The sequence below is a fragment of the Curtobacterium sp. SL109 genome (genome assembly GCF_026672405.1).
Classification (GTDB): domain Bacteria; phylum Actinomycetota; class Actinomycetes; order Actinomycetales; family Microbacteriaceae; genus Curtobacterium.
The window spans coordinates 2,847,688-2,872,221 of sequence record NZ_JAPPRB010000002.1 but is presented as its reverse complement, the minus strand read 5'-3'; the positions used below and the strand labels follow the sequence as shown (position 1 = coordinate 2,872,221).

Annotated in this window: 16 protein-coding genes and 1 other RNA gene; 11 read left to right on the top strand and 6 right to left on the bottom strand. The window is 71.1% G+C overall.

Annotated elements, in window-relative coordinates:
• Positions 1–4 precede the first annotated feature (4 nt).
• Positions 5–1,819, bottom strand: coding sequence for a hypothetical protein (locus OVA28_RS15060; protein WP_268097525.1), 1,815 nt, complete (start codon positions 1,817–1,819; stop codon positions 5–7).
• A 185-nt stretch (positions 1,820–2,004) separates the two neighbouring features.
• Here OVA28_RS15060 and OVA28_RS15055 point away from each other — a divergent pair, with 185 nt between their 5' ends.
• Together OVA28_RS15055 and OVA28_RS15050 are read left to right on the top strand one after the other, a co-directional pair.
• Positions 2,005–3,741, top strand: a complete 1,737-nt coding sequence (locus OVA28_RS15055; protein WP_268097523.1) for a hypothetical protein — start codon at positions 2,005–2,007, stop codon at positions 3,739–3,741.
• A complete protein-coding gene (locus tag OVA28_RS15050; RefSeq protein WP_268097522.1) occupies positions 3,738–4,766 on the top strand; it encodes a tetratricopeptide repeat protein in 1,029 nt (342 codons plus the stop codon). Before OVA28_RS15055 ends, OVA28_RS15050 begins: the two co-directional genes overlap by 4 nt.
• 292 nt (positions 4,767–5,058) lie before the next feature.
• On the opposite strand, the gene glgB is transcribed toward OVA28_RS15050, so the two are convergent.
• From glgB to OVA28_RS15035, 3 genes are all read right to left on the bottom strand, one after another.
• On the bottom strand, positions 5,059–7,743 hold the full coding sequence (gene glgB / locus OVA28_RS15045) for a 1,4-alpha-glucan branching protein GlgB (protein ID WP_268097521.1): 2,685 nt from the start codon (positions 7,741–7,743) through the stop codon (positions 5,059–5,061).
• Positions 7,740–9,740, bottom strand: a complete 2,001-nt coding sequence (locus OVA28_RS15040; protein WP_268097520.1) for an alpha-1,4-glucan--maltose-1-phosphate maltosyltransferase — start codon at positions 9,738–9,740, stop codon at positions 7,740–7,742. The genes glgB and OVA28_RS15040 overlap by 4 nt, the downstream gene beginning before the upstream one ends.
• A gap of 169 nt (positions 9,741–9,909) precedes the next feature.
• Positions 9,910–11,961: a glycogen debranching protein gene (locus tag OVA28_RS15035; protein WP_268097519.1), complete on the bottom strand. Its 2,052-nt coding sequence runs from the start codon at positions 11,959–11,961 to the stop codon at positions 9,910–9,912.
• Positions 11,962–12,020: 59 nt separating this feature from the next.
• Between OVA28_RS15035 and OVA28_RS15030 the strand changes: the two genes are divergently transcribed.
• The 9 genes from OVA28_RS15030 to OVA28_RS14990 all read left to right on the top strand — a co-directional run bounded on the left by OVA28_RS15030 (position 12,021) and on the right by OVA28_RS14990 (position 21,746).
• Positions 12,021–13,184 carry a cysteine desulfurase family protein gene (locus OVA28_RS15030; protein WP_194660302.1) on the top strand — a complete coding sequence of 388 codons (1,164 nt, stop codon included), beginning with the start codon at positions 12,021–12,023 and terminating at the stop codon, positions 13,182–13,184.
• A gap of 177 nt (positions 13,185–13,361) precedes the next feature.
• Positions 13,362–14,966: a glycoside hydrolase family 16 protein gene (locus OVA28_RS15025; protein ID WP_268097518.1), complete on the top strand. Its 1,605-nt coding sequence runs from the start codon at positions 13,362–13,364 to the stop codon at positions 14,964–14,966.
• A 112-nt stretch (positions 14,967–15,078) separates the two neighbouring features.
• A complete protein-coding gene (gene prfB, locus OVA28_RS15020) occupies positions 15,079–16,188 on the top strand; it encodes a peptide chain release factor 2 (RefSeq protein ID WP_194660304.1) in 1,110 nt (369 codons plus the stop codon).
• A gap of 51 nt (positions 16,189–16,239) precedes the next feature.
• Positions 16,240–16,998 (top strand): cell division ATP-binding protein FtsE, encoded by a 759-nt coding sequence (gene ftsE, locus OVA28_RS15015; protein WP_194660305.1) that lies wholly within the window; start codon positions 16,240–16,242, stop codon positions 16,996–16,998.
• Positions 16,995–17,909, top strand: coding sequence for a permease-like cell division protein FtsX (gene ftsX, locus OVA28_RS15010; RefSeq protein ID WP_268097517.1), 915 nt, complete (start codon positions 16,995–16,997; stop codon positions 17,907–17,909). Before ftsE ends, ftsX begins: the two co-directional genes overlap by 4 nt.
• Positions 17,910–17,966: 57 nt before the next feature.
• Positions 17,967–18,443, top strand: a complete 477-nt coding sequence (gene smpB, locus OVA28_RS15005) for an SsrA-binding protein SmpB (RefSeq protein ID WP_071271162.1) — start codon at positions 17,967–17,969, stop codon at positions 18,441–18,443.
• Between the two features lie 95 nt (positions 18,444–18,538).
• Positions 18,539–18,916, top strand: a transfer-messenger RNA (tmRNA) gene (ssrA, locus tag OVA28_RS15000).
• A 172-nt stretch (positions 18,917–19,088) separates the two neighbouring features.
• A complete protein-coding gene (locus tag OVA28_RS14995; protein WP_268097516.1) occupies positions 19,089–19,955 on the top strand; it encodes a hypothetical protein in 867 nt (288 codons plus the stop codon).
• Between the two features lie 123 nt (positions 19,956–20,078).
• Entirely contained in the window at positions 20,079–21,746 is a 1,668-nt protein-coding gene (locus OVA28_RS14990; protein ID WP_268097515.1) for an APC family permease, read from the top strand.
• A gap of 73 nt (positions 21,747–21,819) precedes the next feature.
• Here OVA28_RS14990 and OVA28_RS14985 read toward each other — a convergent pair whose 3' ends face one another.
• Together OVA28_RS14985 and OVA28_RS14980 are read right to left on the bottom strand one after the other, a co-directional pair.
• The gene (locus OVA28_RS14985; protein WP_268097514.1) at positions 21,820–23,124 is read right to left on the bottom strand and encodes an LLM class flavin-dependent oxidoreductase; all 1,305 of its coding nucleotides are present in this window, start codon (positions 23,122–23,124) and stop codon (positions 21,820–21,822) included.
• Positions 23,125–23,126: 2 nt separating this feature from the next.
• Positions 23,127–24,521, bottom strand: a complete 1,395-nt coding sequence (locus OVA28_RS14980) for an O-acetylhomoserine aminocarboxypropyltransferase/cysteine synthase family protein (protein WP_268097513.1) — start codon at positions 24,519–24,521, stop codon at positions 23,127–23,129.
• Between the last annotated feature and the right edge of the window lie 13 nt (positions 24,522–24,534).

Below are 24,534 nucleotides of genomic sequence, written 5' to 3'. Positions count from 1 at the left end.
CGCCTCAGGAGTCGGTCGCGACCACCCGCGTCGGGGCGTCCTCGACGACGCCGGCGGCGTGCGACAGGACGCCTCGCAGGTTCTCCAGGTAGCCGGCGACCGCTTCGCGCTCGGTCCGGATCGCGGCGAGCCGGTCCTCGGCCTCGGCGATCTGGTTGGCGGAGCGCTCCTCGGCCTCGGCGACGAGCTGGTGCGCGCGCTCCTGCGCGTCCGCCAGGAGCCGGCGGGCGTGCTCCTCGGCGTCGGAGGTGCTGGTGCGCTCGAGGTCGTTGGCCTCCTGTCGGAGCTGCTCGGCGCGTTCGCGGGCCTCGGTCGCCCGACGGGTGGCCTCGGCGAGTTGCAGGTTCGCCTCGTCGAGGTAGCGCTGGGTCTCCGTGACGGTCTCGTGGTGCTTCTGCAGGTAGTCCTGCTCGGCGTCGTCACGACGGGCGGCGAGCTCGGACTCCAGGGTCGTCCGGGCCTCGTCGCGCTCACGGGCGATCTCGGCGAGGGCCTCGTCGCGCTCCTTCGCCAGGCCGGCCCTCGCGGTGTCGATCTCCTGCCGCAGGGCGGTCCGCTCGGCTTCGAGCGTGCCGAGTTCGGCGCTGCGACGCTCGGCGATCTCGGAGTCGACCTCGGCGTGCTCGCGCTCGCGTCGGGCGGCCAGCTCGGCGTCGTGGTCCTGGGCGGCGCGTTGGGCGGCGGCGAGGGCCTCGGCGCGCTCGCGGTCGATGCGCTCGCGGTGCTCCTCGGTCTCGCGGGCGATCCGTGTCGCGGACTCCTGGAGCAGGCGGTCGTTCTCGGCGGCGGTCTGCTCCTGGTCGACCTGCAGCTGCGCGTGGACGGCATCGGCTTCCTGCGCGAGGGCGGCGCGCGCCGAGGCGAGCTCGCGCTCCCACCCGGCGCGGGCGGCGGCGAGGTCCTCGTCGTGCTCCCGGCGGCGGTCGGCCAGTTCGGCGGCGAGCTCGGCGCGCCGGGCCTCGACCTCGGAGGCCAGGTCGGCGCGCCCGGTCTCGAGCTCGAGTTCGAAGGCACGGTGGCGCTCCGTGTGCTCGTGCTCCCAGGCGGCGCGGCCGTCGGTGACCTCACGCCCGAGGGCTTCGCGGCGGGTGCGCTCGTCGCGGTCGAGGTCCTCGACGCGGCGGGCATGGTCGGCCTCGAACACGCTGCGACGGTGCTCGGTCTCGCGGTCGAGGTCGGCTGCGGCGCCACGGGCGGCGGCCGCCTCGCGCTGGGCGAGTTCGCGCAGTTCGGCGACCTCGTGCTCGGCGCGGGCGCGGAGTGCGTTCGTCTCGCGGATGGCGACCGAGCGGGTCTCGGCGGCCTCGGTGACGGCGGCGCCGCGCATCGCGGCGGCCTCGTTGCGGGCGTCCTGGGTGAGCATGCCCGCTTCGGCGCGGGCACGCTCCACGGTGTCACCCGACTCTGCGCGGGCGCGGGCGAGTTCGTTCGTCGCACGGGTCCTGGCGTCCTCGAGCGTCTCGCGCGCCTCTTCCTGGGCTTCGCGGACGGTGCGGTCGGCCTCGGAGCGGCTCGAGGCGCGGAGGCGCTGGGCATCGATGTCGGCCTGGGCGATGAGCCGCGTGGACTGCTCCTCGGCGACGCGGAGGGTCGACTCGAGGCGGGTGCCGAGCCCGCTGTACGTGGGGGTGCCGGCCTCGTCGAGCTCGCTCTGCATGTCCGAGACGCGGGACTGCAGGAGACGGATCTCCTTTGCGGCCTCGGCGCGGTCGGTGTTCGACTTGATGAGTCCACGACGGAGGTCGTTCAGCGCCCGGTCGACCTCGTCCTTGCGGTAGCCCCGCAGCTCGGTCCCGAACTCTGCCTCGTCGTTCGCCACGTGTCGCTCCCACTGGTCCACTCGGGCGGCCCGGTGCCGCCCGCGCCCCGATTGTAGTGGTGCCCCGATGAGCAGGGCTGTGCTCGCGGACAGCGTGACGGGATGCGCCTCCCAGTGGTTCTCGCGTACCCTGGGGCGTTGATTCGCGCCGATCCCCCCACCCCGGCGCGGAGGGAGAGAGTTCCGTGCGATTCGTCCTGGCGATCGTCAGTTTCGTGATCGGGCTGCTGCTCGTCGGCCTGGGGGTCGCCGAGCGGACGGTCTTCGCTCCGCCGTCCTCGATCGTCGCGCAGACGTCCTCGACCACCAAGGCCCCCGTGACCGTCATCCCCGGGTCCGTGCTCAACGCGAACCCCGGCTACCAGCGGATCACCGTGTCCGGCTCCGGCAAGGTCTTCGCCGCCTACGGCAAGACGTCCGACGTCGACGCCTGGGTGGGCGACGCCCGCCACCGGACCCTCCGCTACGACGCCGACCAGTCCCGACTGATCGCCAGGACCGCCGGCAGCGACACCACCGTGCCGGACCCGAAGGGCAGCGACCTCTGGTACCAGGAGTACGACGACGCCGGCCAGTTCACCGTCCGGCTGCCCGACGACGTCTCCGTGCTCATCGTCGGCGAGGGGTCGTCGGCAGCGCCGTCGGACGTCTCGGTCACCTGGCCGCGCGACACCTCCACCCCCTCCGTCGGACCGCTCATGACCGCCGGCGGCGTCTTCGTGCTCGGCGGCATCGTGCTGCTGGTCTGGGCGTTCCTGCACCAGCGCCGATCCCGCGGGCCGCGCCGTCGCAGTGGCGGGACGCGTCCTCCCCGCGTCCGAGCCTCGCGCCGCGCTGCCGCCGCCGGTGCCCAGGTGCCCGCCAGGTCCCGTCGGGGCCGTCGGTCGCTGATCGCGGTGCCGATCGTCCTGGTCGGTGCGCTGTCGCTCGCCGGGTGCTCGTCGGAGTACTGGCCCCAGGGCGGCGTCGCGGCGACCCCGACCCCGAGTGCCTCGGCGACGGGAGCGGCCGAGCAGGCCGAACCGACCGCCGCCACCCGGCAGCAGATCACCCGCGTCGTCCAGCGCGTGGCCGAGGTCGCGTCGAAGGCGGACACCGACAAGGACGCTGACCTCGCGGCCACCCGGTTCGGCGGGCCCGCGCTCGACCTCCGCAAGGCCAACTACACGATCCGCGACGCCGACCAGGACGTCCAGGCCCCGCCGACGATCTCGGCCGCCGACGTCTCGGTCGCGCTCCCGCAGCAGACCGACAGCTGGCCCCGCACGGTGTTCGTCGTGACGTCGGACCCCTCCGACCAGAAGACGGCGCCGCAGGCACTCACGCTCGTGCAGGAGTCGGCACGCGACGACTACAAGGTCATGTACGACGTCTCGCTCGAGGCCGACGCCACCCTGCCCTCCGTCGCGCCCGTGTCGATCGGCACCGCGCAGCTCAAGTCGGACTCCCCGCTCCTGACGATCGCCCCCGACCAGGTCGCCACGGCCTACGGGGACGTCCTGTCGAAGGACGCCGACAGCGAGTACGCCGACCTGTTCCAGAGCGACGGCGACGACCTGCGGCCCAAGATCGGCAAGGACTACAAGGACAAGAAGTCCGAGGCCCTGCCCGACACCGCCAAGATCGAGTACTCGTCCGAGTCGCCGGACGGCAGTGCGATCGCCCTGGCGACGAACGGCGCCGGCGCGCTGGTGTCGGTCAGCCTCGACGAGATCGAGAAGGTCACGCCGACGGCCTCCGGAGCGTCCGTCAACACCGAGGGTGCCGTGAAGGCCCTGTCCGGTGTCGACTCCAGCAAGAAGGGCGTGAGCGCCACCTACGGCGTCCAGCTGCTCTTCTCCGTCCCGGCCGTCGGGTCGGACGACAAGATGGTCCTGCTCGGGTTCACCCAGGGCCTGATCGCAGCGAGTGAGGTGCAATGACGAACGTCCCCCCGACCCCGTCCGGACTCCGCGGAGCCGTCGACCTGTCGTCCCTGGTCGAGCGTGCCCAGCGACCGGCAGGACAACCGACCGGTGCAGCAGGCCCCGGTGCCGTTCCCGGTGCCGCCGGTACCGGAGCCCCCGGTGCCGGCGTCCCCGGCAGTGAGACCGCCGGTGACCTGACCGTCCCGTCGCTGGTCATCGACGTCACCGACCAGAGCTTCCAGGACGTCCTGCAGCTCTCGACCGTCGTCCCCGTGATCGTGGACATCTGGGCCGAGTGGTGCGGGCCGTGCAAGCAGCTCTCGCCGATCCTCGAACGGCTGACCGCAGAGTACGACGGCCGCGTCCTGCTCGCCAAGGTCGACGCCGACACGAACCCGCAGCTCGTGCAGGCCTTCCAGGCGCAGTCGATCCCGACCGTGGCCGCCGTCATCGCCGGACGCCCGCTGGGGCTGTTCGTCGGGGCGTTGCCCGAGGCCGAGGTCCGGGACGTCTTCGAGCAGGTGCTCCAGGCCGCCGAGCAGAACGGCGTGTCCGGGCGCGTGACCGTCGACGGTGCCGGTGTCGACCCCGAGGCCGTCGAGCAGGGCGAGCCCGAACCGGAGCCGCTGCCGCCGCACCACCAGGCCGCGTACGACGCCATCGAGCAGGGCGACTACGCCACCGCGATCCAGGAGTACAAGACCGCCATCCTGCAGGATCCGCACGACCAGATGGCCGTCGCGGGACTGGCGCAGGTGTCGCTCCTCGACCGGCTCGCCGGCCGCACCGCCGACGACATCCGCGCTGCCGCGGGCGCCGGGCCGCACGACGTCCAGGCACAGCTCGCCGTCGCCGACCTCGACATCAGCGGTGGGCATGTCGAGGACGCCTTCGGGCGGCTGCTCGACCTGGTGCCGACGGTGTTCGGCGACGAGCGTGAGTCGCTCCGCGTCCGGCTCGTCGAGTACTTCGAGCTGATCGGTGCGGAGGGCCCGCGCGTCGTGGCGGCTCGCCGCCGCCTGGCGAGCGCGCTGTACTGACCCCGCGGGGGCGTCCCGCGGTGTGCACCAGTGACGGACGGGAGGCTCGGTGCCAGCTGGCACCGAGCCTCCCGTCCGTCGCGGTGGACGGTTGGACCCATGACGGGTGCGATGGGATGTGAGAACGCGCGTGGGGGGTCAGGTGTCCGGGCTGTCCACGTGCGATCCGACTCGCCGCGCCTGAGACGACCTGCTGCGAGACCTCCGCAGGGCGCACTGCGGTACACAGACGAACGCGCGGAGGGGGTCGGGGTACCGACCTCCTTCGCGCGTTCGCGGCTGCCCTGGTGGGCTACTGGGCGAGCTTCAGCCAGACGGCACCGAGCGGGGGCACCACGAGGTTCGCCGAGGCCGGGCGACCGGCCCACGGGACGTCCTCGGCGGTGACGACGCCGAGGTTGCCCACCCCGGACCCGCCGTACTCCGCCGCGTCGGTGTTGAGGACCTCGTGCCACTCGCCAGCGGTCGGCAGTCCGAACCGCCGTTCGACGGGCACGCCGGAGAAGTTCACGAACACCGCGAGGCGCTCGTCACCGGCCTTGCGCAGGAACCCGATCGTGGCGTGGGGAGCGTCGCCGCCCTCGAGCCACTCGAAGCCCTCGGCGGTGCTGTCGTGCGTCCACAGCGCCGGGGTGTCCTTGTACACGCTGTTGAGCTCGGCGACGAGGTCCTGCACGCCACGGTGGCCCGGGTCGTCGAGGTGCCACCAGTCGAGCCCGCGGGCTTCGGACCACTCGCCGATCTGGGCGAACTCCTGGCCCATGAACAGCAGCTGCTTGCCGGGGTGCGACCACATGAACGCGAGGTAGGCGCGCACGTTGGCGAGCTTCTGCCACTCGTCGCCGGGCATCTTGCCGTAGAGGGAGCCCTTGCCGTGCACGACCTCGTCGTGGCTGATCGGCAGCGTGAACTGCTCACTGAACGCGTACACGAACGAGAACGTCAGCTCGTCGTGGTGGTACGAGCGGTAGGCCGGGTCGCGCTGCACGTACTCGAGCGAGTCGTGCATCCACCCCATGTTCCACTTCTGCCCGAAACCGAGTCCGCCGGCGCTGGTGGGCTGGGTGACGCCCGGCCACGAGGTGCTCTCCTCGGCGATCATGACGATGCCCGGGTAGCGCTTGTACGCGGTGGCGTTGGTCTCCTGCAGGAACGAGATCGCCTCGAGGTTCTCGCGTCCGCCGTGGATGTTCGGCAGCCACTCGGTGCGGGAGTAGTCGAGGTACAGGATCGAGGCGACGGCGTCCACGCGGAGGCCGTCGATGTGGAACTCCTCCATCCAGTACAGCGCGTTCGCGACCAGGAAGTTCTTCACCTGCGGCTGCCCGAAGTCGAACACGTAGGTGCCCCAGTCGAGCTGTTCACCTCGGCGGGGGTCCGGGTGCTCGAACAGCGCGTGGCCGTCGAACTTCGCCAGCGCCCACTCGTCCTTCGGGAAGTGCCCGGGGACCCAGTCCATGATCACGCCGATGCCGGCGGAGTGCAGCCGGTCGATCAGGTAGCGGAGGTCGTCGGGCGTGCCGTAGCGGGAGGTCGGGGCGTAGTACCCGGTGACCTGGTACCCCCACGACCCACCGAACGGGTGCTCGGACAGCGGCAGGAACTCGATGTGCGTGAAGCCGAGGTGCTGCACGTGCCCGATGAGCTCGTCGGCGACGTCGCGGTAGGACAGGCCCGGACGCCAGGAGCCGAGGTGGACCTCGTAGACGCTCATGGGCCGGTCGTGCGTGGTCGTGGCGGCGCGGTCGGCCATCCACTGCCGGTCGCCGTCGGACCAGGCGTAGGAGGAGCTCGTGATGACCGACGCGGTGAGCGGGGGGACCTCGGCGCGACGGGCGAAGGGGTCGGCGCGCTCGACCCAGCCGCCGTCGGTGAGGATCTGGAACTTGTACCGCTGCCCGTCGAGGGCACCCGGCCAGAACAGCTCCCAGACGCCGAGGTCGTTCAGGCGGCGCATCGCGGTGGTGCGGCCCTCCCAGCCCTCGAAGTCGCCGATCACACGGACGGCGGTGGCACGCGGTGCCCAGACGGCGAAGGCGACGCCGTCGACGCCGTCGACGGTCGTGACGTGGGCGCCGAGGTGGTTCCAGAGCTGCTCGTCGCGGCCCTCACCGAACAGGTGCAGGTCGAGTTCGCCGAGCGTGGGCGGGAACCGGTAGGCGTCGTCGCTGGTCCACGTGGTGTCGTCCGCGACGTACTCGGACTCCACGCGGTAGCGGCCGAGTTCGCCGGTCGTGGCGCCGGACCACAGGCCGTCGCCCTCGTGGGTCAGCTCGATGTCGTCCCCGTCGGGGCGGACGATGCGGACGGCTTCGGCGAGGTGACGGACGACGCGCACGCTGGCGCCGCCGTCGACCGGGTGCGGGCCGAGCACATCGTGGGGCTGGGACCAGCGGCCCTCGGCGACCTGCTGGCGCAGCCACTCCTCGAGGGGAGCGGGTCGGGGCTCGACCGGCGCGGAGGCCGCATCGGTCGTGGTGCTGGTGCTGGTGCTGGTGGCGCCGGACGGGTCGGAGGCCGCCGCCGAATCCGCCACGTCCTGCGCGGTGGTCGCAGGGGTGGTGTCCTCGGCGTCGGCGTCGGCGTCGGCGTGGCGGGGGTGCGTCGTGTCCAGCCCACCGGCGAGCGTCGCCGACTCGGGGACGTCACGGTCGGGGGCCTCGCGACGCGGCAGACGCGCACCGGGGAGGTCCTCACCGGGGGCCGAGGTCCTCGGTTCGGTGCGCGGCGTCGCCTGGGGAGCACGTGACGGCACCGGCGCGGGGACCGGACGGCTCGGGACCGGGGACCCGGCGCTCAGGCCGGCCGCGTCCGCAGCGTCGACGGGGTCGAGCGCGTCGACGTCCGCAGCGGGGTCGACGTGCTTCGCCGGGTGCTGCTGGCGTGCTGGCGGGGGCGGCGGCTGGACCGGGGGCACGCTCGGCCCCTGGCCGCGGTCGCGGGGCTCGGGCAGCTCGGGGGTGTGGGGGTCGGTCATCGGTGGGGTCCTTCCACGACGAGCAGGTGCACGGGCTCCTGGAATGCGTCCAGGCGGACGTAGTTCGACGATCCCCAGACCCAGCGCGCACCCGTGACGACGTCGCGGACGTCGAACGACTGCTCGGGGTCGAGTCCGAGTGCAGCGAGGTCGAGGTGCACCGTGGTCTCACGGGCGGAGTGGGGGTCGACGTTCGCGACGACGATCACGGTGTCGGCGCGGCCCGAGCGGATGAACTGCCCGGGGAGGTGCTTCGAGTAGACGACGATCGCGTCGTCCTCGCTGTCGTGCACGTGCAGGTTCCGCAGCTGGCGGAGCGCGGGGTGCGCCTGCCGGAAGCGGTTCAGCATCGTGACGTACGGCGCCAGGCTCGCGCCCTCGGCCTCGGCGAGGGCGAAGTCGCGGGGCTTGTACTCGTACTTCTCGTTGTCGATGTTCTCCTCGGAGCCCGGGCGTGCGACGTCCTCGAAGAGCTCGTAGCCGGCGTACATGCCCCACGTCGGGGCGCCCGTCGCGGCGAGGGCAGCGCGGATCTTGTACCCGGCGCGGCCGCCGAACTGCAGGAACTCGGTGAGGATGTCCGGCGTGTTCACGAACAGGTTCGGACGGAGGTAGTCCGAGGTCTCGTGGGCGAGCTCGTCGAAGTAGTCGGCGATCTCGTCCTTCGTGTTGCGCCACGTGAAGTACGAGTACGACTGCTGGAAGCCGGCCTCGGCCAGGGCCCGCATCATCGCCGGGCGGGTGAAGGCCTCGGCGAGGAACACCGTGTCGGGGTGCTCGTCGCGGATCTCACGGATGACGCGCTCCCAGAACCAGAGCGGCTTGGTGTGCGGGTTGTCGACGCGGAAGATCCGGATGCCGAACGCGATCCAGTGACGCAGGACCCGCTCGACCTCGACGACCAGGCCCTCGGGGTCGGAGTCGAACTGGATCGGGTAGATGTCCTGGTAGCGCTTCGGCGGGTTCTCCGCGGTCGCGATGGAGCCGTCGGCCCGGGTGGTGAACCACTCCGGGTGCTCGGTGACCCACGGGTGGTCGGGGGAGCACTGCAGCGCGAAGTCGAGCGCCACTTCCATCCCCGTGTTCTTCGCCGTCTCGACGAAGTCGCGGAAGTCGTCCTCGGTGCCGAGGTCCGGGTGGATGGCGTCGTGGCCACCCTCGGCCGACCCGATCGCCCAGGGGCTGCCGGGGTCGTTCGGACCGGCGTCGAGCGTGTTGTTCGGGCCCTTCCTGGCGGTGTGCCCGATCGGGTGGATCGGCGGCAGGTAGATCACGTCGAAGCCCATCCGGGCGACGGCGGGCAGGCGCCGGGCAGCGGTGCGGAAGTCGCCGCTCTTCCAGGAGCCGTCGGCGTTCCGCTTGGCGCCTTCGCTGCGGGGGAAGAACTCGTACCAGGCGCCGACACCGGCACGAGTGCGCTCGACGTCGAGCAGCTGCACGGGGGAGTCGGTGCGGAGCGAGGTGACGGGCGACTCCTCGACCTCGGACAGGATGCGCGGGTCGTCGACCGCGGCGAGGCGTTCGGCTGCGTCGAGCTCGGTGTCACGCATGCGGGCGGCGGCACGGGTGGCGGCGGGGGAGTCGGTCTCCTCTGCCAGCCGGTCGAGCAGCACGGCGCCGTCGAGCAGCGTGGCCTCGGTGTCGACGCCGGCGGCGATCTTCAGCCGGGCGCCGTGGAGCCAGGAGGCCCAGTCGTCGGAGTAGGCCTCGACGTGCCAGGTCCAGACGCCGACGTGGTCGACCTGGACGGTCGCCTCGTAGCGGTCGGTGCCGGCGGCGGCGAGGCGCAGCGGGACGGTCCTCGTCCCGCCGTCGGGTCGTTCCAGGACGACGTCGGCGCCGATCACGCCGTGGCCCTCCCGGAAGACGGTCGCGCCGAACGTGATCACCTCGCCGTCGAAGGCCTTGCCGGGGAAGCCGTTGGGCGTCCTCGGGGTGAGTTCGGTGATCGGGATGCGCCCGATCTTCGGACGCCGGGGTCGGTCTGCGGTGGCCACGGAGCAGACGCTACCCGGCGCGGCCCTCCGTGTTCCCCGGAACGCGTGTCCCTGTGGACGGATCGGCGCGTCGGACACCCCGTGGAGGACCCGCCGACCGCGCCAACTGCGCCAACCGGTCGCGCCGACCGCGCCGACCGCGCTCGCCGCCCGGCCCGACCCAGGTCCCTCAGACCACCTCGAACACGTGGATGCCCGGCCCGTACGCCGTGAACACCGTGCCGGCGGGACGGTGCCGGTCGTGGTCGCGGTGCTTCTCGCTCGACCAGGCCAGCCGGTACGCCAGCACGTCCTCCCGCACGGTGAGCGTCAGGTCCCGGGTCCGCCCACTGCCGTGCACCACGACGAGCACCCGGTCGTACGGCTCGTGCTCCGGCGTGGACTCGATGAAGGACTGCAGCGCGCGGTGGATCGGCTGGTCCCACCACTCGCCGGTCATCGGACCGCCGTCGGGCCCGTACCAGGTCATCCGCGACGCAGAGGGCGTCACCTGGCCCTCGACCCCGAAGCGCGACGGTCGCAGCGCCGGGTGCGCGGCACGCAGCCGGGTCAGCGCGGCCACGGCCTCGGTCATCGACTCGGCGTCCTCGTCGTCCGACCAGTCGACCGGGGCCAGGTCGCCGGAGACGACGTACGCGTTGTTGTTGCCGTGCTGGGTGCGGCTCCGCTCGTCGCCGGCGGTGAGCATCGGCACGCCGGCGGACAGGAACAGCGTGCCGAGCAGGTTGCGCATCGACCGCCCCCGGGCCGCCCGGACGCCGCGGTCCTCCGTCGCGCCCTCGTGGCCGTGGTTGAACGAGCGGTTGTCGTTCGAGCCGTCGCGGTTGTCCTCGCCGTTGGCCTCGTTGTGCTTGCCGTCGTACGACACCAGGTCGTGCAGGGTGAAGCCGTCGTGCGCGGTGACGAAGTTCACGCCGGCGAGCGGCCCGCGCGTGACGTCGAAGACGCTCCGCGACCCCGTCAGCGAGTTCGCGAGCGCGCCGATCCCGGCACCCGGGACACCACTGCGACGCTCCTGCCCGACGTCGGCCAGCCAGAACTGCCGCACCGTGTTGCGGAAGCCGTCGTTCCACTCCAGCGTCCCCGCACCGAACGCCCCGGTGCGCCAGCCGTCCGGACCGACGTCCCACGGCTCGGCGATGACCAGGACGTCCTGCAGGTCCGGGTGCTGCCGGATGCGCTCGAGCAGCGGGTGTGCCGGGTCGAAGACGTGGTCGGCGTCGCGGGCGAGCGCGGCCATCAGGTCGAAGCGGAAGCCGTCGACCTGCATCTCGCGCGCCCAGTACCGCAGGCTGTCCACGACGAGGTCGGCGGTGGCCTCGACCGAGGTGTCGAGCGTGTTCCCGCAGCCCGTCGTGTCGTAGTAGGTGTCGTCCTCGGCGAAGCGGTACCGGTTCGCGCCGTCGATGCCGCGGAGCGAGGAGGTCGGACCCCCGAGCCCCTCTTCCGCCGTGTGGTTGTAGACGACGTCGAGCACGACCTGGATGCCGGCCTCGTGCAGCAGCCGCACCATGCCCTTGAACTCGCGGAGCACCCCGTCCGCTCCCGCTCCCCGCGCGGACGACGACGCGTACCCGGCGTGCGGGGCGAAGAACCCGAGCGTGTTGTAGCCCCAGGCGTTCTCCCGCTCGGCCTGCTGCAGCCAGTGCTCGGTGTCGAACGCCTGCACGGGCAGGAGCTCGAGCGTCGTCACGCCGATCCGCTGCAGGTGCGCGATTGTGCTCTCGTGTGCCACCCCGGCGAAGGTCCCGCGGAGGTGCTCCGGCACGGCGGGGTTCGCGCTCGTCAGGGTCCGGACGTTGGCCTCGTACAGGACGACCCGGTCGAGCGGCACCGTCGGCTTCGGCACGTCACCCCAGTCGAAGGCGTCGTCGACCACCACGCTCGTCCACCGGGCAGCCGCGCCCTCGGGAGCGCGGACGACGCCGCGGGCGTACGGGTCGAGCAGCGGGCGCTCGCCGTCGAAGTCGTGTCGACCGCCGGTCGGGCCGTCGACGAGCAGGTGGTAGGTGTCACCGACGCGGACGTCCGCCACCTCGGCGTGCCACTGGTCGGAGTCCGGCTCGTGCGTCAGCGCGACCCGTCGCTCCGCCACCGAGCCGTCAGGACGGGGGTCCAGCACCAAGGTGGCGGCCGTCGCCGTCGCCGAGCGCATCGCGAAACGCGCGACGTCCTCACCCAGGTGGAGGCCCTGGACGGTGTCGATCGCGATCTCCTGCACCCGACAAGGGTACGAGGACACGCAGGTATCCTGAAAACGCTCTCGAAGGGAGTCCTCCAGTGCCGGTCTACCTCGACCACGCAGCGACGACGCCGATCCTGCCCGAGGCGCTCGCCGCCTTCACCGACGCCCTCGCCACGGTCGGCAACCCGTCGTCGATCCACAGCGCCGGGCAGCGCGCCAAGATGCTGCTCGAGGACGGTCGCGCCCGCGTCGCCGCCTCGCTCGACGCCGAACCCGTCGAGGTCGTCTTCACCTCCGGTGGCACCGAGAGCGTCAACCTCGCCGTCAAGGGCCTCTTCTGGGCACGACAGGTCGACCGCCCGCGGCCCCGCATCGTCGTCGCGGCCGGGGAGCACCACGCCACCGTCGACACGGTCGACTGGCTCGAACGCCACGACGGCGCGGTCGTCGACGTGGTCCCGCTGGACGCGCAGGGTCACCTCGACCTCGACGGCCTGGAGGCCCGGCTCGCCGCCGCCACGGACGTCGCCCTGGTCACGTTCCTGTGGGCGAACAACGAGGTCGGCACGATCCAGCCGGTCACCCGGATCGTCGAGCTCGCCCACGCGGCGGGCGTCCCGGTGCACGCCGACGCGGTCGCCGCCTACGGCCAGGTGCCGCTGTCGTTCCGTGCCTCGGGCCTCGACGCCATGAGCGTGTCCGCCCACAAGATCGGGGGACCGGTCGGCATCGGCGCGTTGGTCCTCGGTCGCCGCGCCACGGTCGAACCGCTCATCCACGGCGGCGGACAGCAGCGCCAGGTCCGCAGCGGCACGCAGGACGCCCCCGCGGCGATCGCGTTCGGCATCGCGGCTGCGACACCACACGCCGACGTCCGCGCCCTGCGCGACCGGCTGGTGGCCGGTGTCCTCGAGGCCGTGCCCACCGCCGTGCTCCGCGGCGACCCGGTCGACCGGCTGCCGGGCAACGCCCACTTCACCTTCCCGGGGTGCGAGGGCGACTCGCTCCTGTTCCTCCTCGACGCCGCCGGGGTGGCCGTCTCGACCGGCTCCGCGTGCCAGGCCGGCGTGCCCGAGGCCTCCCACGTGCTGCTCGCCATGGGCCTGTCCGAGGACGAGGCCCGCGGTGCCCTCCGGGTGACGCTCGGGCACACCTCGACCGACGCGGACGTCGACGCCTTCCTGGCGGCCCTGCCCGACGCCGTGGCGCGGGCGAGCGCGGCGGGGATGGCGTCCCGCGCGCCGCTGCTCGGTCGCTAGGCGTCTGCCCCCAGTTCGGGGCTGACCAGGGCTTCTCTGGCGTCCCGCCCGTCGCTGGCCGCGTGCTGGAGACCTGTCCCCAGTCCGGGGCTGACCTGTTCGAAACGCTGTCGGAGCGCACTTGAGCGCCCGTACAGTACCGATCGTTTCAGTCGGTCAGGGGCAGGGAATCACCACATGGACATGCAGACGAACACCGGTGCGGAGCGGGGACGAGCGGGCGTCGGGACGGTCCTCGCCCGTGGGCGCGCACGCCGACGCCTCGCCGTCGTCATCACCGTCGCGGCGGTCGTCGCCGCGACGCTCAGCGCGTCCCCGGTGCTCGCCGCGAGTGCGACGCCGACGGGCTCGATCGACGGCGTCGGCGCCGGCCTGGGCAAGGTCACGGTCCGCGGCTGGGCGCTCGACCGGGCGAAGTCGGCGACGTCGACGAGCGTCCGGGTCACCGTCGGCGGCAGCGTCGCCGGCACCGTGCCCGCCGCGGCGGCGCGGGCTGACGTGAACCGCCGTCTCGGCGTGCGCGGGAACCACGGGTACAGCAGCTCCCTCGTCACCACGAAGTACGGCAAGCAGTCGCTCTGCGTCACGGCCCGCAGCCTGACCCGCGGCAAGGACGTCTCGCTGGGGTGCCGGACGGTCACCATCGGGAACCCCTCCCCGGTCGGCGCGTTCGACAGCGTCACCGCGACGCCGGGCACGGTGACGGTCAGTGGGTGGGCGTTCGACCCCGACACGTCGTCCGCCTCCAGCGACGTCACCGTCACCGTCGGCGGCACCAGGATCGGGACCGTGCGCACCGACGTCACGCGGAGCGACGTGAACCGGGTCCACCGCGTCACCGGCGCCCACGGGTTCGCGACCTCGCTCGCGACGACGAAGACCGGCACGCAGTCGGTGTGTGTCGTCGCGGTGAACGTCAGGAACGGGGCCGACAAGCAGCTCGCGTGCCGGAAGGCGACCATCCCGGCAGCACTGCCGGCGCCCGCGCCGTCGACCGAGCCCACGACCGCACCGTCGACCGCGCCCACGACCGCACCCGTGCCCTCCCGCCCGACGACACCGGACAGCGGTGCCGGGTCGGACCAGCAGGACGGCGGTGCCATGCCGGCCGCCGCCTCGGGGTGGACGCGCACCTTCGGTGAGGACTTCACGACCCCGGCAGCCTCCGGTGCCTTCATGAAGATCTACGGGGACCGCTTCGTCGCCTACGACGGGTTCAACGACACGAGCGGTGCGGGCATGTACCGACAGTCCGCCATGTCGGTGGCCGACGGGACGCTCGACATGCACATGCACACCGACGCCTCGGGGCAGCCCACCGGCGCCGCGTTCATCCCGCTCGTCGACGGTCGGTGGGGCGGACAGACCAGCGGCCGGTACGACATCCGGCTCCGCGCCGACCCGGTCAAGGGGTACGGGCTCGCCGGACTGCTGTGGTCCGACACGAACACGTGGGAGGACGGGGAGGTCGACTTCCCCGAGGGCGCCCTCGACGGCAACGTCACGCTCTCGAACCACTGCCCGGGCAACCCGGCCGCGAACTGCCTGCACCGGGACCTCGGCACGACGTTCTCCGCCTGGCACACCTACTCGATCGAGTGGACGCCGACGAAGCTCACCTTCCTCGTCGACGGCGTGGTCGTGAGCTCCACGACGCAGAACATCCCGAAGAAGCCGCTGCACCTCGTCCTGCAGGCCGCGACCGTGTCCCCGCAGAAGCCGCCGCGGGACGCTGCCGGTGACGTGCAGGTCGCCTGGGTGAGCATCTCGCGCGCCGGATGACGGTCCGCCGCGGTGGGCCTGCCGGGCCGCCCGCCGTCGTGACGAGCGAGACGGAGCCGCGCCGGGCCTCCCGGTCGGCCGTGTCCTGGCCGCGCCGGTAGGATCGGTGACCATGGTCGAACTGGACTACACCGAGCAGCTCTCCGCCCTCCGAGAGACCTTCGGCAACATCCGCTCGGTGGTCGACGTCGACCGCCTGCAGCGCGAGATCGCCGACCTCAGCGAGCAGGCCGGGGCCCAGGACCTCTGGGACGACGTCGACCACGCGCAGCAGGTGACGAGCGCGCTCTCGCACCGGCAGACGGCGCTGAAGAAGATCACCGACACCGAGCAGCGCATCGACGACCTCGAGGTCCTCGTCGAGATGGCGAACGAGGGCGACGACCAGGAGTCGGCCGACGAGGCCGCCTCCGAGCTCAAGGCGATCACGAAGACGATGGGCGAGCTCGAGGTCCAGACGCTCCTCGACGGCGAGTACGACGACCGCCCCGCGGTCATCACCATCCGCGCCGGGGCCGGTGGCGTCGACGCCGCGGACTTCGCCGAGATGCTCATGCGCATGTACCTGCGGTACGCCGAGCAGCACGGCTTCAAGGCCACCGTGATGGACACCTCCTACGCCGAGGAAGCGGGCATCAAGTCCGCGACGTTCGAGGTCGACGCCCCGCACGCGTTCGGCACCCTGTCGGTGGAGGCCGGCACGCACCGCCTGGTCCGGATGTCGCCGTTCGGTGCCGCGGGCAAGCGACAGACGTCCTTCGCCGCGGTGGAGGTCATCCCGCTGATGCCGGAGACCGCCGTCATCGACATCCCCGAGAACGACATCCGCGTCGACGTCTTCCGGTCGTCGGGCCCGGGCGGCCAGTCCGTCAACACGACGGACTCCGCGGTGCGCCTCACCCACATCCCCACGGGCACCGTGGTGTCGATGCAGAACGAGAAGTCGCAGATCCAGAACCGCGCGGCAGCCATGCGCGTGCTCCAGTCGCGACTCCTGCTCCTGAAGAAGGAAGAGGAGAACGCGAAGAAGAAGGAGCTCGCCGGGAACATCACGGCGAGCTGGGGCGACCAGATCCGCTCCTACGTCCTGGCGCCGTACCAGATGGTCAAGGACCTCCGGACCGAGCACGAGGTGAACAACCCCTCAGCCGTGTTCGACGGCGACCTGGACGGGTTCATCAACGCCGGCATCCGCTGGCGCAAGCAGTCCGTCGAGTCCTGAGCCGCGCGCCTGGCAGCCATTCCGAGCCGGGCGACCTACCCTGATCCGGTCATGATCAAATTCGACCAGGTCACCAAGCTGTACTCGGGCAACCCGAGTCCCGCCCTCGACAACGTCACCCTCGAGATCCTCAAGGGCGAGTTCGTCTTCCTCGTCGGTGCGTCCGGCTCCGGGAAGTCGAGCTTCCTGCGCCTCGTGCTCAAGGAGGAGAAGCCCTCGCGCGGGCAGATCCACGTGCTCGGTCAGCGCCTCGGCGCGCTCTCCTCGAGGAAGGTCCCGTACTTCCGCCGGAACCTCGGCGTGGTCTTCCAGGACTTCCGCCTGCTGCCGAACAAGAACGTGTTCGACAACGTCGCGTTCTCGTTGCAGGTGATCGGCAAGAGCAAGGGCTTCATCAGCGAGGCCGTGACGGACGTGCTCAAGCTCGTCGGGCTCAACGGCAAGGCGAACCGCATGCCGCACGAGCTCTCCGGTGGTGAGCAGCAGCGCGTGGCGATCGCCCGTGCCGTGGTGAACAAGCCGTCGGTGCTCCTGGCGGACGAGCCCACCGGCAACCTCGACCCGACGACCTCGGCCGGGATCATGGCGCTCCTCGAACGCATCAACCAGGGAGGCACCACCGTGCTGATGGCGACCCACGACGCGAGCATCGTGAACCAGATGCAGCGACGGGTGATCGAGCTGTCCGGGGGCGTGGTCCTGCGCGACGAGCAGTCCGGCGGCTACCAGACCCAGGCGCTCCCGATCCAGCACCCGGCCGGCGTCTCGAACACCACCGGCATCCAGACCATCCCGGGGCTCATCCGATGAGGCTCGGACTCGTCATGGGCGAGGTCGGTTCCGGCCTCCGCCGCAACGCCTCGATGGTCGTCTCGGTCGTCCTGGTCACCTTCATCTCGCTGACCTTCGTCGGCACCGCGATCCTGCTGCAGATGCAGATCAACCAGATGAAGGGGTACTGGTACGACCGCGCCCAGGTCGCCGTCTACCTGTGCACCGACACCGACACCACCGGCAACTGCACCGGGGCGAAGGCCACCGATGACCAGCGCAAGCAGATCGAGGAACAGCTCAAGGGCCCGACGCTGGCGCCGTACATCGAGAAGACGTACTTCCAGGACCAGCAGCAGGCGTACGTCCGCTTCAAGCAGCAGTTCAAGGACGCGCCCACCACGGAGTTCGTCAAGCCCGAGTACCTCAACGAGACCTTCTGGGTGAACCTGAAGAACCCGTCGCAGGCGGACGTGCTGCAGGAGAGCCTGTCGAAGGTCGCCGGCGTCCAGAGCGTCATGGACCAACGCGGGTACCTCCAACCGATCTTCAACCTGTTGAACGCGTCGTCCTACACGGCCATCGGCATCGCGGCGCTCATGCTCATCGCCGCCGTGCTGCTCATCGCCACGACGATCCGCCTGTCCGCGTTCTCGCGGAGACGGGAGCTCGGGATCATGCGTCTGGTGGGGGCGTCGAACCGGTTCATCCAGACGCCGTTCGTGCTCGAGGGCGTCATCGCAGCGGCGATCGGTGCCGTGCTGGCCGGCGGTGCGATCACCGCGGTCGTGTGGTTCTTCGTCCGCAACTACCTGACCAGGCGGTTCAGCGGTGTGGCGTTCATCGGGATGAGCGACGCGGCCGTGGTCGTGCCGGCGGTGATCGTCATCGGGGTGGTCCTGGCGGCGGTGTCGGCGTCGATCGCCATCCGCCGCTACCTCAAGGTCTGATCGTCCGATAGACTGTGGGGCTGCGCACCCGCAGCGAAGGGTCGAGAGGAGACGCGCATGGCGAAGGAACGCGGCGAGAAGATCGTGGCGACGAACCGTCGGGCGCGCCACGACTACCTGATCGAGTCGACGTACGAGGCCGGCATGGTGCTCTCGGGCACCGAGGTCAAGTCCCTGCGGGAAGGCCGTGCGTCGCTGGTCGACGGCTACGCCTTCGTGGACGGGGGAGAAGCCTGGCTGGACGCCGTGCACATCCCCGAGTACACCGAGGGCACGTGGAACAACCACGCCCCGCGGCGCAAGCGCAAGCTGCTCCTGCACAAGCAGGAGATCGTGAAGATCTCGCACAAGACGGCGCAGGGCGGCTACACGCTGGTTCCCCTGCAGATCTACTTCCACGACGGCCGCGCCAAGGTCGAGATCGCGGTGGCCAAGGGCAAGCGCGAGTTCGACAAGCGCCAGGCCATGCGCGAGAAGACCGACAAGCGCGAAGCCGAGCGGGCCATGCGGACGCGGAACCGCGTCGGCGAGTAGCGGTGTCAGCCGATCCTCGGTAGACTGAACAGCTGCCTGCGGAAACAGGCGCAACAACTCCACAGTGTGACAGCGGCTCGCTGCTCGGCCCGTACGGGGATGATCGGTTTCGACATTGCCTGTGTGCCGACGGGAAGCGGGCCGAGGATCCACGGTCATCTCGTCAACGATCCGTGGAAAACAACAAGTGCCAATTCCAAGCGCACTGACTTCGCTCTCGCTGCGTAAGCAGCCCAGCACATGAAGTCCGTCGGCCAGGTGATCGTCTTCTAACCTGAGTTCCGGCGTCATCCAGAGGACTTGCTGCACGGTTGCGCCTCAGGGCCGTGCGGGACTTGCACTGAGACTGGGCCCGTCGTCCTAGAAGCCGGTAGCAAAGGACGGGGCCGAGCAGAACGAATCATCCGGATACGCCCGTAGAAGACGTCGAATTGCAGCGATGGACGGGGGTTCGATTCCCCCCATCTCCACCATCGCCGAGCGGCGCAGCTGCTGTCACACGTGGCCTGAGCGATCAGGACCGAACGCCCCGTCGGTGTCGAAGGACACCGACGGGGCGTTCGCTGTTCGTGCACGCTCGAGGACTACGCTCCGGGGCAGGCGCGGGAAGACACCCGCGCCCGAACCCGAGTGGAAGGTCCCGCTGTGCAGGAGATCGCGATCCGAGTCCGGCTGCGAGAGCAGGAACGAGTCGGCCTGGCCGAGTACGAGCGGATCGTGGCGTCGGTCGCCACCGTCGCCGCGCTGACGGCCTGGCTTCCCACCCCCGATGCCCGACTGGTCGTCCGCGGCCGTGGCGCCGAGCCCGTCCGCCTGGAGACCGTGTCGTACGGCTCCACGTTCGAGATGCTCGTCGTGCTCGACCAGCGCAGCGCCGCCGTCGAGCGCGCCGCAGCCACCGTCGCCGCACTCATCGAGTCCGTGCGACACGAGCACGTCGAGGACGACGTCGCCGGCGTCGCGGGCGAGATCGACCGGCTGGACCGCTCGGCACCCCGAGGCCGTTCGGCGGTCGAGCGGTCGCTCCGCACCTTCCTCGAGGGCGCTCGTGCCGACGTGCTGGCCCGCAAGAGCACCACGCGCCTCCGTGCCGCGCAGGCCCTCGTGCGCCTCGCCGAGGACGCCGCCGAGCTCACCGTGGAGCGGGTCGAGGACGCGCTCGCGTCCGAGCTGACCGAGCAGCCCGTGGACGTGCTCGAGGACACCGGGTCCGCGGTGGTCGTCGAGCCGGTCGACGGACTCGAGCCGAGCGAGCCCGTCGTGCCGACCGTCCCAGCCGTGCCGCCCGTGCCCGAGGCGCCCGAGGTGCGCGAGGCACCTGCGGACGAGGCCGGCACCACGACGAAGAACTCGTCGAAGAAGCAGGACGACGAGGAGAAGTCGTCGAAGAAGAAGAAGTCCGCCAAGAAGGACGACGACAAGAAGAAGTCGTCGAAGAAGAAGAAGAAGGACGAGAAGAAGAAGTCCTCGAAGAAGCAGGACGACGGCACGAAGAAGAAGTCCAAGAAGTAGTCTGAAGGCTTATACAGGACTGATGTTTCAGTCGTGTGAACAATCCTCCCGAAGTCGCCGCACGGTGCCAGAGTCGGTCACGACCCCCGAACGGGGTCGCGACCGACTCGACAGGAGCACCCCGTGGCAACGACGAGCGCACCGACGCTTCCGGATTCCGGACTCAAGCGGAACGTCGGCTTCATCGGACTGATCTGGGCCTCGACCGGCTCGATCATCGGGTCCGGGTGGCTGTTCGGGTCGCAGGAGGCCCTGAAGACCGCCGGACCCGCCGCGATCATCTCGTGGCTGATCGGCGGCGTCGCGATCCTCGTGCTCGCGCTGGTGCACGCCGAGCTCGGCGGCATGTTCCCCATCGCCGGCGGCACCGCCCGGTTCCCGCACATCGCGTTCGGTGGCGTCGCCGGGGCCTCGTTCGGGTGGTTCTCCTGGCTGCAGTCGGTCACGGTCGCCCCGATCGAGGTCGAGGCGATGATCAAGTACGCGCAGCACTGGCAGTTCGCCCACCCCTGGTTGCACACGACGACCGTGGACGGCGAGACCCAGCAGCTGCTCACCGGTGCGGGCATCGCCGTGGCGGTGCTGCTCATGGCAGTCGTCACGGTGATCAACCTGCTGAGCGTGAAGATCCTCGCGAACACGAACTCGGCGGCGACGTGGTGGAAGGTCGCCATCCCCCTGCTGGTCATCATCGTGCTGGCGTTCAGCGGCTTCCACGGCTCGAACTTCACCGCGGCCGACGGCTTCATGCCCCAGGGCGCGAAGGGCGTCCTCGCGGCGGTGTCCACGTCGGGCATCATCTTCGCGTTCCTCGGCTTCGAGCAGGCGGACCAGCTCGCCGGCGAGGCGAAGAACCCGAAGCGCGACATCCCCCGCGCCGTCATCGGTTCCGTCGTGATCGGCCTGGTCATCTACCTGCTGCTGCAGGTCGTGTTCCTCGGCGTCCTGCGCTCGGACGCGATCCAGGGCTCGTGGGCGACGGCGGACTTCACGAAGTACACGGGGCCGTTCGCCGACATCGCGATGGCGGCCGGTCTGACCTGGCTGGCGGTCGTCATCTTCATCGACGCGATCATCTCGCCGGCGGGCACCGGGCTGATCTACGTCACGGCGACGTCGCGCATCTCCTACGGCCTCAGCCGCAACGGGTACTTCCCGAAGGCGTTCGAGTGGACGACGAAGGCGGGCGTCCCGTGGGTCGGGCTCATCACGGCGTTCGTCGTCGGCTGCGCGTGCTTCGCCCCGTTCCCGTCGTGGCAGGGCCTCGTCAGCCTCATCACGAGTGCGTCGGTGCTCATGTACGCCGGTGCCCCGCTCGCCCTCGGCGCGTTCCGGAAGCGCATCCCCGAGGTGGAGCGCCCGTACCGGATGCCCGCGGCCGCGGTGCTCTCGCCGCTGGCGTTCGTCGTCGCGAACCTCATCATCCTGTGGACGGGGTGGGACACCGACTGGAAGCTCGGTGTCGCCATCCTGATCGGCGCCGTCGTGATCATCGCGAACAACGTGTTCCGCGGCCAGACCAGCGTCCGGCCGCGGTGGGACTGGAAGGCGGCGCAGTGGCTGCTGCCCTACCTGGTCGGCATGGGGCTCATCGTGTTCCTGAGCGACTTCGGACCGCTCACGCACCCGGTGTTCCCGCTCTGGGTCGACATCGTCGTGGTCGCCGTGTTCTCGGTCATCGTCTACTACTGGGCGATCAACTCGGCGTCCCCGCGGGAGGAGATCCTGCGCACCGCCGACGACGTCCGCGAGGTCGAGGAGTCGGCGGTCGTCGAGCCCGTCCGGCACTGACGCGCGGACGCAGCAACGCGCAGCCAGACGCGCAGCAAGTGGCCTAGCTGCAAGCGGTCTGGCTGCGAGCGGCCTAGAAGTCGAACAGGTTCGCCCGCAGCCCGCCCGAGCCGTACTCGCGCCGGAGCAGCCCCCGCTGGCGCAGCACCGGCACCAGGTCCCCGAACATCCGGTACACCTGCGCCGGGTGGAGGTCGCCCGAGAAGACGATGCCGTCGTTGTCCGCGTCCGCACCGAGCTCCTCGATGAAGTCCGCGAACTCGCCAGCGGTGCCCACGAACCCGGAGCGTGAGGACACCCGCCCCTTCCTGGCCTTCCTCGTCAGGAGCTCCCGCAGCGGTGCGTCGGGCGTGTCCCCGAGCAACCCGCGGATCGTGCCGGCGGAGACGTGGTCCCCGAAGGTGCCGGCGGGGACGGGCGCGTCGAGGTCGAGCGCGAGCAGGTCGGTCTCCGAGTCGCTCGACCACGCGATCGCGGCGGTGCGCAGGTCGTCGTCGGAGGGGTGCCTCGATGCCGAGACGATCCGGTCCGCCTCGTCCGTCGAGACGGTGATCTCGGGCTTGAGGACGAACAGGATCCGCAGGTCGTCGGCCGTCCGACCGGCGTCGAGGGCGGCAGCGATGACACGAGCGCGGTAGTCCCGCACCGCCGCCGCCGACAGCGGTGCCAGTGCGAGCTGCACGTCCGAGTGCGTGCCGGCGAACCCCAGGCCACGTCCGGACCCGCCGGGGGAGACCACGACCGGGTCGGCCTCGAGCGGCAGCGCGTTCAGCGGGCCGTGCGCCGTGAAGTACGCGCCCTCGTGATGGAACGCGTCGAGGGCGTCACCGTCGGCGAAACTCCAGTCCTGGCTGTTGCCGATGTAGGCATCACCCCACGAGTGCCAGAGGCGCCGCAGCAGGGTGATCCACTCCTCGGCCCGGTCGTAGGCCTGGTCGTGGGGAAGCGGCGGCAGCCCCGCGTGCCTGGCGCTGCCGACGTCCGTCACGACGTTGATGCCGAAGCGCTCCGACGACAGGTGCGCGAGCGTGGCGAACTGCCGGGCGGCCAGGTACGGCGGGGTGATCCCCGCGTTCACGGTCGGCGCGATCCCGATGTGCGAGGTCGCGGCGAACAGGTACGGCGCGAGCAGGAGCGGGTCGTGCTTCGGACCGCCGTACGCCTGGCGGATCCGCAGGTCGAGGGTCGAGGGGTTGCCGAGGGAGATCGCGTCCTCGGCGATGACCAGGTCCATCCCCGCCTGTTCCAGCGCGCGCACGGACTGCTGGTACAGGTCCGGCTTGGTCCAGTCGTGACCCCAGTCCCAGTCGGACCGCCCCCACGCCTGCGGGCCGAACCCGCGTGAGAAGAAGTACCCGAAGTGCTGCAGGTCGGCCATCGTCAGATCTCCTCGGCGATCACGTGCTGTGCCGGGACGGTGTGTCCCAGGACGGCGAGCTCCGTGGCGAACGCGGTCCGGGCCTCCTGGCCGTCCCTGGTGCCACCGCGCACGGCGGCGAGCCCGCGCGCCAGGTCGCGGAGCAGGTCCGCGACGTCCTCGATTCCGACGGACAGTCGGACCAGGCCGTCGCCGATGCCCTGTTCGGCACGCTCCTCGGGCGTCCGCCCGGCGTGTGTCGTCGTGGCCGGGTGCAGGATCAGCGACCGCACGTCACCCAGGTGGGTCATCCGGCTGAACAGCTGCACCGCGTCGATGAACGCGCGCGCGGCCGGCTCGCCGCCGGCGAGCGTGAAGGCGAACACCGAGCCGGCTCCCCGGGGCAGGTACCGCTCCGCCAGGTCGTGGTACGGACTGGAGGCCAGACCCGCGTGGTCGACGCTCGTCACCTCCGGCTGCTGGTCCAGCCACTCCGCGATCGCGAGCGCGTTCGCGCTGTGGCGCTCGATCCGCAGGCTCAGGGTCTCGATGCCCTGGCGGAGCAGGAAGGCGTTGAACGGCGAGGGGGTCGGGCCGATCCGGGAGCTGATGACGTCGCGCGCGTAGACGACCCAGGCGCGGGTGCCGTACCGCTCGACGTAGCTCTGGCCGCCGAGGGACCGCTCCGGGCTCGTCAGGTGCGTCCAGCGTTCCGGGGAGGCGGACCAGTCGAACGTGCCGCCGTCGACGACCACGCCGCCGAGGCCCGAGCCGTGTCCGCTGAGGAACTTCGACGCCGAGTGCACCACGATGTCCGCGCCGTGCTCCACCGGACGCACGAGGTACGGCGTCGCCAGGGTGTTGTCGACGACGAGGGGGACGCCCGCCCGGTGCGCGGTGTCGGCGACCCCGGCGATGTCGAGCACGTCGTTCTTCGGGTTCGGGATGGTCTCCGCGAAGAACGCCTTCGTGTTCGGCCGGACGGCGGCGGCCCACGCGTCGAGGTCCCGGGCGTCGCCGACGAAGTCGACCTCGATGCCGAGCCGCCCGAGGTTCTGGGTCAGGAGCCCGCGGGTGCCCTCGTAGATGCTCCTGGCGCTGACCACGTGGTCGCCCGCCTGCAGCAGCCCGAGGAACGCCACGGTCGCCGCAGCCTGACCGCTGCTGACGAGGATCGCCTCCGCGCCGCGTTCGAGCAGGGCCACCCGGCGTTCGACGTCGGCGTTCGTGGGGTTGCCGAGGCGCGTGTACGTGTAGCCGTCGTCGGTGCCGGCGAAGCGGTCGCGGGCCTGGTCGAAGTCGTCGAAGAGGAAGCCCGAGGACATCTGGATCGCGGGCACCCGGGCGCCGTGGCCGGCGTCGGGCACGAACCCGCCGTGGACCTGCTCGGTCGCGAAACCGTGGTCGTCGTTGGACATGGGCACCTCCGGG

Bases quoted from the DNA above. Each gene is read 5' to 3' on its own strand.
- OVA28_RS15050 (WP_268097522.1), top strand. From the start codon at position 3,738: ATGACGAACGTCCCCCCGACCCCGTCCGGACTCCGCGGAGCCGTCGAC.
- glgB (WP_268097521.1), bottom strand. From the start codon at position 7,743: ATGACCGACCCCCACACCCCCGAGCTGCCCGAGCCCCGCGACCGCGGC.
- OVA28_RS15025 (WP_268097518.1), top strand. From the start codon at position 13,362: ATGGACATGCAGACGAACACCGGTGCGGAGCGGGGACGAGCGGGCGTC.
- prfB (WP_194660304.1), top strand. From the start codon at position 15,079: ATGGTCGAACTGGACTACACCGAGCAGCTCTCCGCCCTCCGAGAGACC.
- ftsE (WP_194660305.1), top strand. From the start codon at position 16,240: ATGATCAAATTCGACCAGGTCACCAAGCTGTACTCGGGCAACCCGAGT.
- ftsX (WP_268097517.1), top strand. From the start codon at position 16,995: ATGAGGCTCGGACTCGTCATGGGCGAGGTCGGTTCCGGCCTCCGCCGC.
- smpB (WP_071271162.1), top strand. From the start codon at position 17,967: ATGGCGAAGGAACGCGGCGAGAAGATCGTGGCGACGAACCGTCGGGCG.
- OVA28_RS14985 (WP_268097514.1), bottom strand. From the start codon at position 23,124: ATGGCCGACCTGCAGCACTTCGGGTACTTCTTCTCACGCGGGTTCGGC.
- OVA28_RS14980 (WP_268097513.1), bottom strand. From the start codon at position 24,521: ATGTCCAACGACGACCACGGTTTCGCGACCGAGCAGGTCCACGGCGGG.